At 54.2% G+C, this 13991-nt stretch carries 13 protein-coding genes and 2 riboswitches; of the genes, 11 read left to right on the forward strand and 2 right to left on the reverse strand.

Annotated elements, in window-relative coordinates:
- The first annotated feature begins 125 nt into the window (after nucleotides 1-125).
- Nucleotides 126-226: riboswitch (SAM riboswitch) on the forward strand.
- A 77-nt stretch (nucleotides 227-303) separates the two neighbouring features.
- From KNP92_RS06435 to KNP92_RS06455, 5 genes are all read left to right on the forward strand, one after another.
- The gene (locus KNP92_RS06435; RefSeq protein ID WP_214838728.1) at nucleotides 304-1479 is read left to right on the forward strand and encodes an aminotransferase class I/II-fold pyridoxal phosphate-dependent enzyme; all 1176 of its coding nucleotides are present in this window, start codon (nucleotides 304-306) and stop codon (nucleotides 1477-1479) included.
- The gene (locus tag KNP92_RS06440; protein WP_214838730.1) at nucleotides 1476-2492 is read left to right on the forward strand and encodes an iron-containing alcohol dehydrogenase; all 1017 of its coding nucleotides are present in this window, start codon (nucleotides 1476-1478) and stop codon (nucleotides 2490-2492) included. Before KNP92_RS06435 ends, KNP92_RS06440 begins: the two co-directional genes overlap by 4 nt.
- Nucleotides 2493-2532: 40 nt before the next feature.
- Nucleotides 2533-2637: riboswitch (SAM riboswitch) on the forward strand.
- Between the two features lie 75 nt (nucleotides 2638-2712).
- Complete coding sequence (locus KNP92_RS06445; protein WP_214838732.1) at nucleotides 2713-3534, forward strand: MetQ/NlpA family ABC transporter substrate-binding protein; 822 nt, start codon at nucleotides 2713-2715, stop codon at nucleotides 3532-3534.
- 9 nt (nucleotides 3535-3543) lie between these two features.
- Nucleotides 3544-4578 (forward strand): methionine ABC transporter ATP-binding protein, encoded by a 1035-nt coding sequence (locus KNP92_RS06450; RefSeq protein ID WP_214838739.1) that lies wholly within the window; start codon nucleotides 3544-3546, stop codon nucleotides 4576-4578.
- Nucleotides 4550-5212, forward strand: a complete 663-nt coding sequence (locus KNP92_RS06455; protein ID WP_214838741.1) for a methionine ABC transporter permease — start codon at nucleotides 4550-4552, stop codon at nucleotides 5210-5212. Before KNP92_RS06450 ends, KNP92_RS06455 begins: the two co-directional genes overlap by 29 nt.
- A 27-nt stretch (nucleotides 5213-5239) precedes the next feature.
- Here KNP92_RS06455 and KNP92_RS06460 read toward each other — a convergent pair whose 3' ends face one another.
- The gene (locus tag KNP92_RS06460) at nucleotides 5240-5638 is read right to left on the reverse strand and encodes a Spx/MgsR family RNA polymerase-binding regulatory protein (RefSeq protein WP_260564056.1); all 399 of its coding nucleotides are present in this window, start codon (nucleotides 5636-5638) and stop codon (nucleotides 5240-5242) included.
- 335 nt (nucleotides 5639-5973) lie between these two features.
- On the opposite strand from KNP92_RS06460, the gene KNP92_RS06465 reads away from it, so the two are divergent.
- From KNP92_RS06465 to KNP92_RS15845, 3 genes are all read left to right on the forward strand, one after another.
- Entirely contained in the window at nucleotides 5974-7182 is a 1209-nt protein-coding gene (locus tag KNP92_RS06465) for a hypothetical protein (protein WP_214838743.1), read from the forward strand.
- An 8-nt stretch (nucleotides 7183-7190) separates the two neighbouring features.
- On the forward strand, nucleotides 7191-8456 hold the full coding sequence (locus KNP92_RS06470) for a hypothetical protein (protein WP_214838745.1): 1266 nt from the start codon (nucleotides 7191-7193) through the stop codon (nucleotides 8454-8456).
- Nucleotides 8457-8672: 216 nt separating this feature from the next.
- Nucleotides 8673-9578 carry a methyl-accepting chemotaxis protein gene (locus KNP92_RS15845; protein ID WP_214838752.1) on the forward strand — a complete coding sequence of 302 codons (906 nt, stop codon included), beginning with the start codon at nucleotides 8673-8675 and terminating at the stop codon, nucleotides 9576-9578.
- Nucleotides 9579-9609: 31 nt separating this feature from the next.
- Here KNP92_RS15845 and KNP92_RS06480 read toward each other — a convergent pair whose 3' ends face one another.
- On the reverse strand, nucleotides 9610-10266 hold the full coding sequence (locus tag KNP92_RS06480) for a M48 family metallopeptidase (protein ID WP_214838754.1): 657 nt from the start codon (nucleotides 10264-10266) through the stop codon (nucleotides 9610-9612).
- 116 nt (nucleotides 10267-10382) lie between these two features.
- Between KNP92_RS06480 and KNP92_RS06485 the strand changes: the two genes are divergently transcribed.
- From KNP92_RS06485 to KNP92_RS06495, 3 genes are all read left to right on the forward strand, one after another.
- Complete coding sequence (locus tag KNP92_RS06485) at nucleotides 10383-11558, forward strand: MalY/PatB family protein (RefSeq protein WP_214838756.1); 1176 nt, start codon at nucleotides 10383-10385, stop codon at nucleotides 11556-11558.
- Nucleotides 11559-11637: 79 nt separating this feature from the next.
- Nucleotides 11638-12846, forward strand: a complete 1209-nt coding sequence (locus KNP92_RS06490; protein WP_214838757.1) for a hypothetical protein — start codon at nucleotides 11638-11640, stop codon at nucleotides 12844-12846.
- A complete protein-coding gene (locus KNP92_RS06495; protein ID WP_214838759.1) occupies nucleotides 12843-13979 on the forward strand; it encodes a hypothetical protein in 1137 nt (378 codons plus the stop codon). The genes KNP92_RS06490 and KNP92_RS06495 overlap by 4 nt, the downstream gene beginning before the upstream one ends.
- The last annotated feature ends 12 nt before the right edge of the window (nucleotides 13980-13991 follow it).

Consider the following 13991-nt stretch of genomic DNA (forward strand, 5'->3'; position numbering starts at 1 on the left):
TTTACTATGACCGTTTTTTTTCAGGGTTTCAAGAGCACGTTATCATTTTTCAAAATAAGGATTGACAGGCAACCGTTCCTTTGGTTTACTAAAGGACATATTACACATAAATCGCATATAAACACTTTCTATCAAGAGAAGCGGAGGGACTGGCCCGATGAAGCTTCAGCAACAGATTGTTTCAATACTGTGCTAATTCCAGCAAGGTAACCTTGAGAGATGGGAAGGTGGTTGTTTGAATACGTCTGTATCTCGACACCCCTTTCCGCGGAAAGGGGTGTTTTTTGCATAGGAGGACTATCCATGGCAGACAGACGTTCACAATTACTTAAAACTTTACCGCCGCAACACTTCGTCGGGCTCGCAAAAGAAGTGGCCGCACTCGAACAGGCAGGAGCCGATATCATCCGGCTCGGACAAGGGACGCCGGACTTGCCGACGCCACAATCGATTTGTGACGCGCTCGAGACGGCACTCGCGAACCCCGAGACGCATCAGTACGGACCGTTCCGAGGCCAAAGCCGTTTGAAGCAGGCCGTGGCGACGTTCTACTTGAACGAATACGGCGTCGAGCTCGACGCGGAGACGGAAGTCGCCATTTTAATCGGGTCGAAATCGGGGCTGATCACGCTCCCGCAATGCATCCTCGAACCGGGCGACGGCATCTTGCTCCCGAACCCCGGATACCCGGACTATATTTCGGGCGCACGGCTCGCCGGTTCGGTCGTCCATGACCTCGTCTTGACGGAGGCGAACGGCTTCTTGCCGGACTACGCGACACTTGATACGCACGGAGCGCGCCTTATGTACTTGAACTATCCGAGCAATCCGACGGGCGCCGTCGCGACGCCTCAATTCTTTGAGGAGACGGTCCGTTTCGCCCATGAGCGGGAACTCATGGTCGTCCATGACTTCGCCTACGGCAGCATCGGTTTTGACGGTCATGTGCCCCCAAGCTTCCTTCAGGCTGAAGGCGCGAAAGAAGTCGGTATCGAAGTGTACACGATGTCGAAGGCGTTCAATATGTCTGGCTGGCGTGTCGCGTTTGCCGTCGGCAACAAAGACATCATCGAAGCGATCAACACGTATCAAGACCACGTCCATGTCAGTGTCTTCTCGGCTATCCAAGAAGCCGCCGTCGCCGCGCTCGAATCACCGAAAGCGATTCGAGACGACCTGTCCCGCCTCTATGAGACGCGGCGCGACCGTCTCGTCGACGGATTACGTCAAGCGGGCTGGGACGTCTCGGTCCCGAAAGGCTCGTTCTTTGTCTGGGCGAGAGTGCCGGAAGGGGATGCGAAGTCGTTCGCCGACAAGCTGCTTCATGAAGCAGGGGTAGCAGTGACACCGGGCTACTTCTTCGGAAGCGAAGGGGAGCGTTACGTCCGGTTCGGGCTCGTCTCTTCGGAGCCGAAGATCGATGAGGCCGTCGAACGAATCGAGCGGTTGTTCGCTGCGTATGAAGAGGTACGGGTATGATCCGTCAAGCCGTGCTCGAGTACGATCACGCCGAGGATGCCCTCGAACGGCTCGATGAACTGATTGCCGGGCGCCAGGTTCATGTGTTACGTGGTAGTCACGGTTACCCGGTGGTCGAACGGCTGCTACCTTCCATCGAAGCCTACCCGGGTACGTTGTTTGCGGGCGAATGTACCGATCAAGAGGCGGACCGAGTCGACCTTGACGGTGCGGACGTCCTGATTGCCGTCGGTGGCGGCAAACTCGTCGATACGGCCAAACTCATCGCCGTACGGAACGGGGTCCCGCTCATCGTCATCCCGACGCTCGCCTCCAACTGTGCGGCCTTTACCCCGCTCAGCGTCGTCTATCGAGATGACGGGGGTTATGACCGCTATGACGTCTTCCGTGTCGTCATCGAACGCGTCATCGTCGACGACCGGGTTATCCATTCGTCACCTTATGATTATTATCGAACCGGTGTGATCGATACGGTCGCAAAGTTTTATGAGGCCCGCTATTTGAGCGGGGACACGTCGGATGATGCGGGTGTCGATGCTGGACTTGCGCTCTCGAAGCAGTGTCACCGCCTGCTCGCGCTCGAGTTGACCGAGACCGCATTCCGCTCGTATGGAGAGGAGACGCGTTATGCGGTCGACCACGTCCTCGCCATCGGTGGTGCGGTCGGTGGCTTCGGGGATGCAGGGACGCGCGTCGCCATCGCGCACGCTGTCCACAACGCGCTCAGTCAGTTCGAGACGACCCATGCGTTCTTGCATGGCGACAAGGTCGGGTTCGGTTTACTCGTCCAGGAATCGTTACACCGTTCGCCCGACGTGGCTGTGCTCCAAGCATGGCTCGAGCGAGTAGGGGCCCCGACGACACTCGAGACACTCGGGCTAGACGAAGTCGACATCCCCAAACTCGTCGAAGCGGTCGTCAAGGAAACGACATTGCAACAGCTACCGGAACCGATTGATTATGACTATCTGAAAATAATTTTTGAAAATTTACAGAAAACGGTTTACAGATAAATCAAAATTGAGTAAGATTAAGACAATTAAATGAATCGTTTGCTTATCAAGAGTGGTGGAGGGACTGGCCCGATGAAACCCGGCAACCAGATCGTAATGATCATGGTGCTAATTCCAACAGACGGAAACGTCTGGGAGATGAGCGTGTCCGACTTTGCTGTGTCGTGCCCGCCTCTCTTGATGAGTGGCGGGTTTTTTATATCAAAGGAGGAATCATTCAATGAACATCAAATCAAAATCAGTACTAGCCGGAACATCCCTACTTGCCGCTCTCGCCCTCGCGGCATGCGGTCAGTCGAACGCGAGTGAAGCGCTCAGCAACGAGTCGCTCACGATCGGTGTGACCGGGGGGCCGCACCAGCAAATCGCCGAGGAAGTGAAGAAACTCGCCGCTGCAGACGGGCTCGAGCTCGACATCAAAGTGTTCAACGACTATAACACGCCGAACACGGCGCTCGCCGAGGGTAGTCTCGACGTCAACAGCTATCAGACACTGTCGTTCCTCGAGCTCCAAAAAGCCGACAAAGGCTATAAGATCGACGACGTGTTCAAGACGGTCGCCTTCCCGATGGGCCTCTATTCGGACAAGCTGGCTGACATCAAGGACTTGAAAGAAGGCGACAAGGTCGCTGTGCCGAACGATCCGGCAAACGAACTCCGTGCCCTTCGCCTCTATGAGACGGCCGGCCTCATCACGCTCAAAGAAGGCTTGACGGACAAGGCGACGAAGCGAGACATCGCCGAGAACCCGCTCAACTTAGAGTTCATCGAGCTTGAAGCGTCACAGCTCCCGACTCAACTCCCTGAGGTCGCACTCGCGGCGATCAACACGAACTTCGCGATGGGCGCAGGGCTCTCGATTAACGAGGACGCCCTCTTCCATGAAGACACGGTCAACAACCCGTATCCGAACTACGTCGTCGTCCGGACCGACAACAAAGACGACGAGGTCGTCGAGACGCTCAAGTCGTACTACCACTCAGACGAAATTCGGACGTTCATCGAAGAGACGTTCAACGGCTCGATCGTTCCGGCGTTTTAAGGAGGCCCTATGATTGCACTTAAACACATCAAAAAGACGTTCACCGTCAACAAACATACGGTGACCGCACTCGACGATGTCTCGCTCACAATCCATAAAGGTGAGATCTTCGGCATCATTGGGCGGAGCGGCGCCGGGAAGAGCACGCTCATCCGGATGATCAATCTGCTCGAACGCCCGACGTCAGGTCAAGTCGAGATTGAAGGGCAAGACGTCACGAAACTCGGGAAAAAAGAGCTCTCGAAGCTCCGGCACCGCATCGGGATGATCTTCCAACACTACAACTTGCTGAAGACGGCAACGGTCGAAGAGAACGTCGCCATCCCGCTCCGTCTAGAGGGGCTCGATAAGGGAACGATTCAAAAGCGTGTCGACAAGTACCTCGAGATCGTCGGCTTGTCCGAGCACCGGAAGCATTACCCGGAGCAGCTCTCAGGCGGTCAGAAACAACGCGTCGCCATTGCCCGTGCCCTCGCACATGAACCGGACATTCTCCTTAGCGACGAGGCGACGAGCGCACTCGACCCGGAGACGACCGAATCGATTCTCGACTTGCTGCTCGAGATTAACCGGGAGCTCGGCTTGACGATCTTCCTGATCACCCACGAGATGGAGGTCATCGAGCGCATCTGCGACCGTGTCGCCGTCATCGACGGCGGGAAAATCGTCGAGGAAGGCGACGTGCTCGATGTGTTCGCCGACCCGCTCCACGCGACGACGCAAAAATTCTTGAAGACGAACCTCGACGTTCCGGACGAAGTCGTCAAGGAGCTGAGCACACATGGGACGCTCGTCCACTTGTCGTTTATCGGCAGCCAGACGGAACAGGCGGTCCTCGCCCAACTGACGAAGAAGTTCGGTCTTCTCCCGAATATTATCGGGGGCGGCATCAAAAAGTTGAAACGGGGACTCGTCGGCAACTTGCTCATCCATCTTGATGGGGACGTCGACCAGACCGACCAAGCTGTCCGTTATCTCGAAGCGAGCGGCGTGAAAGTGAAGGAGGTGACGAACCATGCTACAGTTTTGGGCCGACTGGGGTGACTTGATTTGGACCGGGACGGTTCAGACGTTGACGATGACAGGCATCGCTCTCGTCATTTCGACACTCATCGGATTACCGCTCGGGACGTTGCTTGTGTTGACGCGTCCGAACGGGCGCCTATCGAACCGTTACGTGTACGGGGCACTCTCGAGCGTCATCAACGTCGTGCGCTCAATCCCGTTCATCATCTTGCTGTTCTTCATCTTGCCGTTCACGCGTTTCATTATGGGGACGACAATCGGGGTGCAAGGGGTGCTCCTGCCGCTCATCGTGTTCACGGCACCGTATATCGCGCGGCTCATGGAGTCCGCACTTCTCGAGGTCGACCGTGGCGTCGTCGAGGCGTACGAAGCGATGGGCATCTCGACGCGGAAAATCATCTGGTACGTCCTCATCCGTGAGGCCCGCTCGTCTATCGTCCTCGGCTTGACGATCGCGACGATTGGCTTGATCGGGGCGACCGCGATGGCAGGACTCGTCGGAGCGGGAGGACTCGGGGATATCGCCTATCAATACGGCCACCTCCGTTTTGAGCCTGAGGTCATGTACGTGACGATCTTCGTCTTGATCCTACTCGTTCAATCGATTCAATCGTTCGGCAACCGCTTAGCGGCCCGACTCAAGAAGGCATAAGAAAAGAGCTCTGCTGCGGCAGGGCTCTTACTGTTTGTCGAGTAAACGTTTCAACTCGGCGATTCGGTTGTGTCGCGGAACGAACGTCCGAATCTCTTTCTCGCTGAATCCGATTTGGATCCGGTTGTCGTCGACGACAATCGGACTTTTCAAGATTTGCGGGTGAGAGGCGACGAAACTGTAGAGTTCACGAAGTGACATCTCATCGAGCTGGTCCGCAGCTTGCTTGTAGACACTTTTTTGGACGGACAACAAATCGGTCGTGCCGTTCTCGGTGAGGCGAAGCATGTCTTTAAACTCGTTGAACGACATCCCTTGGTCGGTCAATTTCTTCTCGATGAATGGGATCTTCTGTTCACGTAACCAATCAATCGTTTTACGGGAGGAACTGCAGCTTGTATGTGTGAATACGGTGACCGTCACCACAACCACTTCTCCTTTGCGTCAAGTTGGATAGTTCTATTTTCTCTCATTCATACGAATGAGCGAGGAATATGTTTCAAATCACATAGACTTTTTTCTAAATGTGGGACGAGAACGAGTTGCGACAAGGCCATGCTTTAAAGATGAAGCGCTGACGAATGCTGGCCAGTTAGGTACAACCGTTGTCATGGCAGATTTTTCTCATATCATCTCAAGTAAGAAAATGGTAAAATTGGATTATCAAACAATAAGGGGCGTTTCAAGTGAAGCGGAAGATGATTGCGACCGTGATAGGTATGCTTGTCCTTTCAGGGTGTGCAAATGAGCGAGAAACTGCTTTGAAATTAGATTATATCGATGAACAGTGGATCGTCGGGAACTATACATCCGAGAAAAAAGCGACGATCGGTGTCGAGACCGTGCTCGAGGCGTGTACGGGGGAATTGACGACGACACTCGAGGGTGAACTGACCGTGCGTGATACGGTCGTAGTGAGCCGCCCGCCGTTCACCAACATCGGAGACGATTTCATGTACAAGGCGGTCACGTATGTAGAAGGGGACCAACTGTATGCCGTTTGCCGGGACATGGTATCGCCACATCTGCAGGCGGAAGTCGTCCCATCTTTCCCGGAACAGATCGTCACGGCTCAACCGGTCGACCGAGCGCCGGTCGTGCTACCCGTCTCACCAGCTGACAAGGAAGCGTTCCTCGAGGCGGAGACGTTACAACACCATCCGTTCAAGCTCGTACCGTTCCGTGATGCCGTGTTCTCGTTCTCACAGGCGTTCTACGGAGAAATCGAGATTGCGATCGACGGCTGGCCGCCGTTGTTCCCCCTTCATATGTTTGAACCGGCGTCCGCTGGAATCGGGGACATTCAGATGATGCTCGCGTCGAGCGAGACCGAGTCGTTACCTTATATTTTAATGCGATACGGCGACGGATCCGTCTCTTCCCAACCACTCGAAGTGACGTTCGATGCGGAGATGGTGGCCCCTCGCTTCGAGTCGCTCGAGATTGAACGGCTACCGATCGATACGGGCGCCCTCATGCCGGACGTTTCCTACCCGGTTTTCGCCTTGCATTATGAGAAGGATGGAAAGCCCGAGACGTCTGAAATGACGTTCACGTATCGGGAAGGGACGTTCAGTACGGAAGAAGACCGCGACTTGAGGCAGCAGTTCGCAGATGAGCAGTTGGGGAATCAAAGCGCGTCACCCTCTGTCTACGTCCATAAGAGACCGTTCAACTTTGACGAGACGCTCGGCTATCCGGATGTCCTCAAGGCGGCAGGCACCGATTTTAACGAGCTGATCGAGGCGGTCGAACTGGCCGAGCCCGTCAAACGAGGTGGCGAGACAGGTGAGTATCGACTGTTGACGATCGTAGACGGCTTGAAGGGACAGCAGTTCGCCATTTCGTTCAAACAACGGTCGAAAAAGCGGGATGTGTACATCACCGACCTCTTGTCGGAACAAACCTTTAAATTGACGAGCACAGGGGCCGAGACGTTCTTCTCGTACTTCCCTCAAGTGAGAAAGTGAGTGGCATGATGATTCGAGGAAGAAGATTAAACAAGTTGTATGTGAGTGGCATCGGACTCATCCTTTTGCTGACTGGTTGTGCCGCATCAGAAGATGTCGTGCAGTATGAGTATGTCGCGTCCCACTGGACGGCTGAACGTATGATGATGAATGAATCGGTCCAACAAGTCGACCCGAAAACGATTCTCACGCAATGCGAGGAGCAAGAGCTCGTCTCTGAAATCGAAGAGGAGACGTTGACGATGCTCGGAATCGCCTATGCGACTCGAATGCCTTTCAGTGAGCAAGACGGAACGACGTACGCGTTCACCCAAGTCGCATATGTTGAAGGGGAGTCGCTCTATGCGCTCTGTCAATCCAATCATCTCGAAAGCTATCGGGCCGTCAAGCTGGAGACCCGTCCTGATTTTCTGAAGGACGAAGAAGGAATCAAGGTACCAATGCGTCCTCAGATCGAATCGGCTACGGACGAGGCCCGGGAGACGCTTCAGCGAAAAGACTCGATTTATGAAGACGGTCAAGGTCAAAAGATTCGACCGTTCACCGAAACGCTGATGACAATATCACCTAGCTTCAACGGGACCATCGAATTTGGTGTCGGCGATGAAGGGATCTATCATCCATATTTCGACTTTGCACCTTACCTCGTCAAACACGACACCAACGTCGCGCTCGGGTATGATGTGCTCACAAATGAAGCCTATATGCTCCTTTCACATGATGGAAGATATTACGGGACATACCCGATACAGGATAGCGACTTGGTTCAAGGAGTAGACCACATCTCCGTACGGGTGTTAGCTGACGAAAAAATATTAGAGCCTCTCCAACCGTTTCCATTATATGAATTAACGTTGGAGATAGACGGACAAGTTGTCACGAAGACGGTGTCGATTCGTTTTCAGTCAAACGCCTTGTTACAAGAACCATCAGAAGTCGAACCGGTGTCGCTCGCCTATCTCCATCGATTTCCTTATCAGCCGAACGTGCCGTTTCATTATCCGGATGCGATCAGCCTTAACCAAGATGCGCATACACGATTGATTGAAGCGCTTAATGACGCGAACCCGACGAAACGTGTCGGGGACTCCGGCGCGTACAACTATTTGACGCTATTTCAAGGAAACCGTAGCCAACAGTTCGAGCTATCCTATCACAAAAGGTCGAGTAAGGTTGATGTTTACGTGAAAGAGATCGACTCGGCGCAACAGTTCAAGTTGACGAGTGAGGGAGCGGAGACGTTCCGGGACGTGTTCCCCCAAGCGTTCGAATAAATGAACGACAACAGGTAAGGTGTGGCCAAACTTCGGCCGTGCCTTACCTTTTTATAAGAGAAAATTACATGTGGCAAATACTTCAAACTCAAGATATTGACCATCCCTTCAAAAAGGGTCTAGTCGGGACTTTTTTCTCACGTTAAACTAAAATTCCAATACATTTAAGTAAGAAAGACCTAAGTTCAACCCCAGATGAAAAGGTGGGATATTAATATGACACAACACATGACACGTACGCTTACAGCATCTGATGTTCTCACGACCATCGCCTCGAATATGGCGATGATCCGATTTGACCGACAACGTCGCGTCGTCGATGTGAACGACTTGTTCGCCAAGACGATGAAATATCGTCGAGACGAGATGATCGGCATGCATCACCATTTGTTCTGCACGCCCGAATTTGTCGGCAGTCCTGACTATCAAGTGTTTTGGAACAAGTTGTTCAGCGGTTTCAGCGCAAGTGACAAAATCGAACGGATTGATGCACACGGTGAATCGATTTGGCTCGAGGCGACCTATATGCCAATCTTTGAAGGCGATGAAGTCGTTGGGGTCGTTAAAATCGCTTCGGATATCACCGAGCGCCAATTGACGATTGAACGCTATGCACGCACGTTCCAAGACATGGCCGGAGACTTGGACGCTCGTGCCCGGAGCGGGATGGAAGAGAGTCATCACTTAAAACAGACGATTGAACGACTCGAACGGGACGCGTCGGTCAATTTGGTTACGCTTGGCAAACTGCAAGACCAAGCCAGTGAGATCACGAAAATCGCTAGCACGATCAAAGAAATCGCTGCGCAAACAAACCTGCTATCGTTGAACGCCGCCATTGAAGCGGCGCGTGCCGGAGAACACGGTCTCGGGTTCAACGTCGTCGCGACCGAAGTGCGAAATTTGTCACGCCTCGTCGAGCGGGCCGTCATCGAGGTCCGAGCGAACACGGATGGGATGAACCGTGAATTGACGTCGATTGTCGACGGCGTCTCGCGGTCGAACGAAGATATCCACGCGAGCGTCGCCATCATGGAGGACACGTTGCGTCGCTTCGAGAGTATCGAGCAATCGGCGGATTCATTGAACGGCACGACGGTGGCGTTCACGGGTGCAATTTAAAAAAACCAATCGACAAGGGTGAAAACCCCCGTCAATTGGTTTTTTTGATTTGGAGCGTATGTCCGTTCGCTTTGAGCCAGGATGTGGCCGATTTGAAGTCTGGATAAATCGAGGCGACCGTCGACCAGAACGCTTTTGAATGGTCGAAGTGGACGAGGTGGGCCCATTCATGGGCGATGACGTAGTCGAGTACTTTGGTCGGCGCGAGCATGAGCCGGACGTTAATCGAGATCGTCCCGGTCGAGCTGCATGAACCCCAACGTGTCTTTTGATGTCCGATGCGAATCTTCTTTGCCCGGACGCCGAGTCGTCGTTCATATAAGGCTGAGCGCGCGGTCACATAACGTAGTGCCTCGGCACGCAGAAATTGTTCATAAGCAGTTCGAATTTGTGTCTCATCCCACGAATCAGGACAGATGAACGTCTCTTCGTACCAAGTGAACGTGTCGACCATGGGACGTCGGACGAGCGGCACTGGTTCCCCTTTAAATAGCAGGCAGTCGGACGGCAACGCCTGTATACGAGGAAGTGACGCGAGTCGGGTGTCAATCCAGTCTTTATGCTCGCGCAAGATGGCCTCGACCGTTCGGTTCGGGAGCCGGGCCGGAATCCGCAACTCGATTCCTTCTGGCGTCACGTAAAAAGCAGCGTGTTTTCTGCGCTTATGGCGGATGACGGTCACGGTCATCGGTCTCCCTCCTTCCTATTCTTGCTCGATTATAAAACACGTCTCGAAAAACCGCCATGCTTTCGCCGCCAAGCGGCTTGAAATTTTTGATACAGTAAGAAGTAGGAGGGATGAACATGAAATCAATTCTACATCAAACACTCGACCGACACGGGACCGACTCGGTCAAATGGGACGGGCTCGAGCGCTGGTTCCGTTTGAAATCCGATGTCTTGCCGTTATGGGTCGCCGATATCGATATTCGAACCGCCCCGGCCATTAGTGAGGCACTTGCAGCGCGGGCTTCTACCGGAGAGTTTGGCTACACGCTGTTCTCCCAAGACGCACAGCGGGCGGTCCGTTCCTGGTACGGGCGCCGCCATGACACCGAGGTCGATTCGAATCACGTCTTGTTCTCGAACGGGGTCGTTCCTGGACTCACCCATATCGTCGAAGCCTTGACGGAAGTGGGGGACGGGGTCGTCATCCAGTCACCGGTCTATCCACCGTTCCATGAACTCGTGACCGGCTTGCAGCGCGACGTGTTCGATGCCCCACTCATTCAAGTCGCGGACCGGTTCGAGATGGATTTTGATGCGCTCGAGGAGGCGATGGTCCAGGCGAAACTGTTCCTTCTTTGCTCGCCCCATAACCCGGTCGGTCGGGTGTGGAGCGAAGACGAGTTGAAGCGCACCCTCGAACTGGCCCGTCGTCATGACGTCATCGTCGTCTCGGACGAGATTCATGCGGATTTGACGTTCCCGACACAAGGGCACGTCGCGCTCAATCGCTTGGACTCGAACGTCATCACCGTGAGCGCGCCGTCTAAAGCGTTCAACATCGCGGGACTGTTCGCTTCCTATATCATCTGTCCGAACGATGCCTGGCGAAAACGCATCATCCAAGTCCAAAACAAGCACCACGTCTCACCGACGCCTTTTGCCAATACGGCGATTGTCGCAGCCTATACCGATCCGCGTGCCGAACGTTGGCTCGACCAATTGCGCGCCGAGCTCGAGGAACAGGCCGACTATCTCGTCGGACGTATGAATGAGGCGCTTCCTCAATTGACATGTTTCATGCCGGAGGCGAGTTATCTCTTATGGATCGACTTCGCCACGCTCGGGCTTAGTCCGGATGAGCGGAAGAAGTGGCTACAACAGGACGTGCGGATCTTCCTCTCCCCGGGACTCCCGTTCGGCGAATCTGGACAGACGTTCGAGCGGATGAACTTCGGGACGCGCCGCGAGATTCTCGACGAGGCGATCGAGCGCCTCGTCCGCCAAATCGCTGCGGACAAACAACCCCAATGAAACGCGTTTGTCCGAAACGAGAAACGGGAAAAATTTCACAACGAGCCGCTCAACGAAGCGGGAGAAAGCAGGTGAGAGGATGGAGATCAATTGGAAGAAAAAGATGGAGGAGCAGCTGAGACGAAGCGGCTTCACGCTTCAAGTCGAGAACATGGCCAACATCGGGATGACCGAGATTCATGCGACCTCCTCTCCGCTCATCTTTTATCCGCTCCGGATTCGGCTTTATGAACGGATGGGATGGCTCATGTGCACCGTGGATGCGACGACCGTCAACCGGACGGATGACCATCCCCTGTTCGAGCGTATGGTCGCTGCGGTGTTCGAGCGGATCGTCCGTCATCTCTATCACGCGTACGGTTTCCACTTGTTGACGTATATCGGCAATACGGGAAATTACATCGCACCGAAAGAGTCCGAGACGGGCGAGATCGTCCGGTTGCTGGCCCAACTATGGAATGATCGATCCTTTTTACATTTAGAGACGTATGAAGAGTTTCCAGCGCTGTACGTGACCCCACCTTGGGCCCATCAGGCGTATGCGCTTGAGAGCACGGAGGACGAGTGGATTGTGTATGCGGGGCGGAGCGGTCGGCCGGCGACCGATTATCGTGCGGACGGGACGGAGCTTCGTCCCCATCGATTGAGCGAAGGCGATCTCTTTTTCCCAATCGACCGGATTCCGAAAGAGCGAGGACCGCTCGCTTTGGCCGAGTGGCTACGACTCGAGCGCAGGGAAGTCGAAGATTTCATGCTCGCCTTCATGCGGACGATCCGAAAGTTCGACCCTTCGTTCGGTTTCGCCTGGGGAGGGACGGAGACGTTCTTTCACGGGGTTCCGGTCGAACCGTATGCTCAAGTGCTTCGTCTTGAGAGTGGGAAACGACGGTACCGCGTCATGAACAACTCGGCGAAGCGACTGTTCGCCGTCGCTGATGATCCGTTGGCATGTTTGAATGAAGTTGAACAGACGCTACGGACGGTGCGCTTACCGGACGAGCGTGTGTCCTCGCTCGGTCAACTCGTGATGGGCATTTGGCAACAGTTCGAGTCGGACGAGGCGACCTATATTCAGGAAGTCGCCTATCGCGGCATCTCCCAGTTCCAAATCGAGGAAAAGATCGGTTATGCCCTTGCCAATCAACAACGTATCCGCTGGATCGAGAAGACCAATCCGCACCAATCCATCATCGAGTATGCCTATTTGCGGATCACGTTCCCGAAACGGCCGCCGGGGCTCGTCACCGTCGAACCGATTGAATCTCCCTATGAAAGAGGTGCCCTATGAGAATTGTCGATGCACGCGCGATGCCGATTAGCCATGAGGACTTGATTGCGGTGACCGATACGTCGGTTTATTTCCGACAGCGGCATAGTGATACCGCCTTTTCAATTTATCGATACGATGAAGAGGACGGGGCCGTCACCGAAATCAACCAGCGCCCGTATGAGGACTACGGGATGGCCAAGCTGTTCATGAATGACGGTCGCGTCTATTTCTTGAACGAGGCGCCGGACAATACCGGCGTCGTCCGGACCGAACTGGTCGCGCTCGCGTATCGGACCGGGCGTGAACAGGTGATCGCAACATTCGAAAAAAGGGGCAACAGCACGCTTTATTGGGTACTCGGGGACCGTTACTTCCTCTTCTTGACAAGTTACGGGGCGACGAACGAGGCCTGGTTGTTCGACGTCGAGACGAATCGACAAGAACGGATTCGCGATGAACGGCTCATCGGTCAGGCCGGGCGATTCCGAGAACTCTATCTGTTCACGACCTCCCTCGAAGGGGTGCCTTACGTCATTTGCAATGCCCGGCTCGATGAGTTTGACTATTACGAGGCGCTCGAGTCCGGCCTCGTCTCACCAGACGACCCGGTCGATCATTCTGAAGCGATTCTCGTCTGTTCAGTCGAAGAAGCGGTCGATGCGATTTGGTCCAAGTCGGAAGAAATTCCATTCGACGATTTGCTTCGCCTGCATGGGGAAGGGGACACCGTTCAGTATTTAGGGGAACGGGACGGAAAACTCCGGTTCGCGGCCTTTATCGATGAAACGAACGAAGAGACAATTTATGAGCTGACGGCCCCTGATGTGTTACGGGAGGTCGCCGTCATCGATTGGGGTGCATACGAGCCGCTCGATTTCACGTATGACGACGTCAGTTCGACGATTTTCATCAAAGTGGAAGAATCTGTTGAGCATACGGAACTGATTGATGCGACGTCCGGTGCCCGTTATCTCGATACATCACCGTTCGAGCGCGTACTCGGTGGGACGTATTTCGTTCATGAGTCGGCCGCCGGTGACCAAGGGGTGAGCATCTTCCATCTCGAGGCGAACGAACGAAAACGGTTTGAGAATGCGTACTATACGGTGCTCGATGACACGATTATGATTTTATCGACGCACCTCCTATAAAAAAATGCCCCG

It is taken from the genome of Exiguobacterium sp. s122, from assembly GCF_018618475.1.
Taxonomy (GTDB): Bacteria; Bacillota; Bacilli; order Exiguobacteriales; family Exiguobacteriaceae; genus Exiguobacterium; species Exiguobacterium himgiriensis.

What these genes read in the sequence shown, in the direction of transcription:
- KNP92_RS06435 (WP_214838728.1), top strand. Translation starts at nt 304, where the DNA reads ATGGCAGACAGACGTTCACAATTACTTAAAACTTTACCGCCGCAACAC.
- KNP92_RS06440 (WP_214838730.1), top strand. Translation starts at nt 1,476, where the DNA reads ATGATCCGTCAAGCCGTGCTCGAGTACGATCACGCCGAGGATGCCCTC.
- KNP92_RS06445 (WP_214838732.1), top strand. Translation starts at nt 2,713, where the DNA reads ATGAACATCAAATCAAAATCAGTACTAGCCGGAACATCCCTACTTGCC.
- KNP92_RS06450 (WP_214838739.1), top strand. Translation starts at nt 3,544, where the DNA reads ATGATTGCACTTAAACACATCAAAAAGACGTTCACCGTCAACAAACAT.
- KNP92_RS06455 (WP_214838741.1), top strand. Translation starts at nt 4,550, where the DNA reads ATGCTACAGTTTTGGGCCGACTGGGGTGACTTGATTTGGACCGGGACG.
- KNP92_RS06470 (WP_214838745.1), top strand. Translation starts at nt 7,191, where the DNA reads ATGATTCGAGGAAGAAGATTAAACAAGTTGTATGTGAGTGGCATCGGA.
- KNP92_RS15845 (WP_214838752.1), top strand. Translation starts at nt 8,673, where the DNA reads ATGACACAACACATGACACGTACGCTTACAGCATCTGATGTTCTCACG.
- KNP92_RS06480 (WP_214838754.1), bottom strand. Translation starts at nt 10,266, where the DNA reads ATGACCGTGACCGTCATCCGCCATAAGCGCAGAAAACACGCTGCTTTT.
- KNP92_RS06485 (WP_214838756.1), top strand. Translation starts at nt 10,383, where the DNA reads ATGAAATCAATTCTACATCAAACACTCGACCGACACGGGACCGACTCG.
- KNP92_RS06490 (WP_214838757.1), top strand. Translation starts at nt 11,638, where the DNA reads ATGGAGATCAATTGGAAGAAAAAGATGGAGGAGCAGCTGAGACGAAGC.
- KNP92_RS06495 (WP_214838759.1), top strand. Translation starts at nt 12,843, where the DNA reads ATGAGAATTGTCGATGCACGCGCGATGCCGATTAGCCATGAGGACTTG.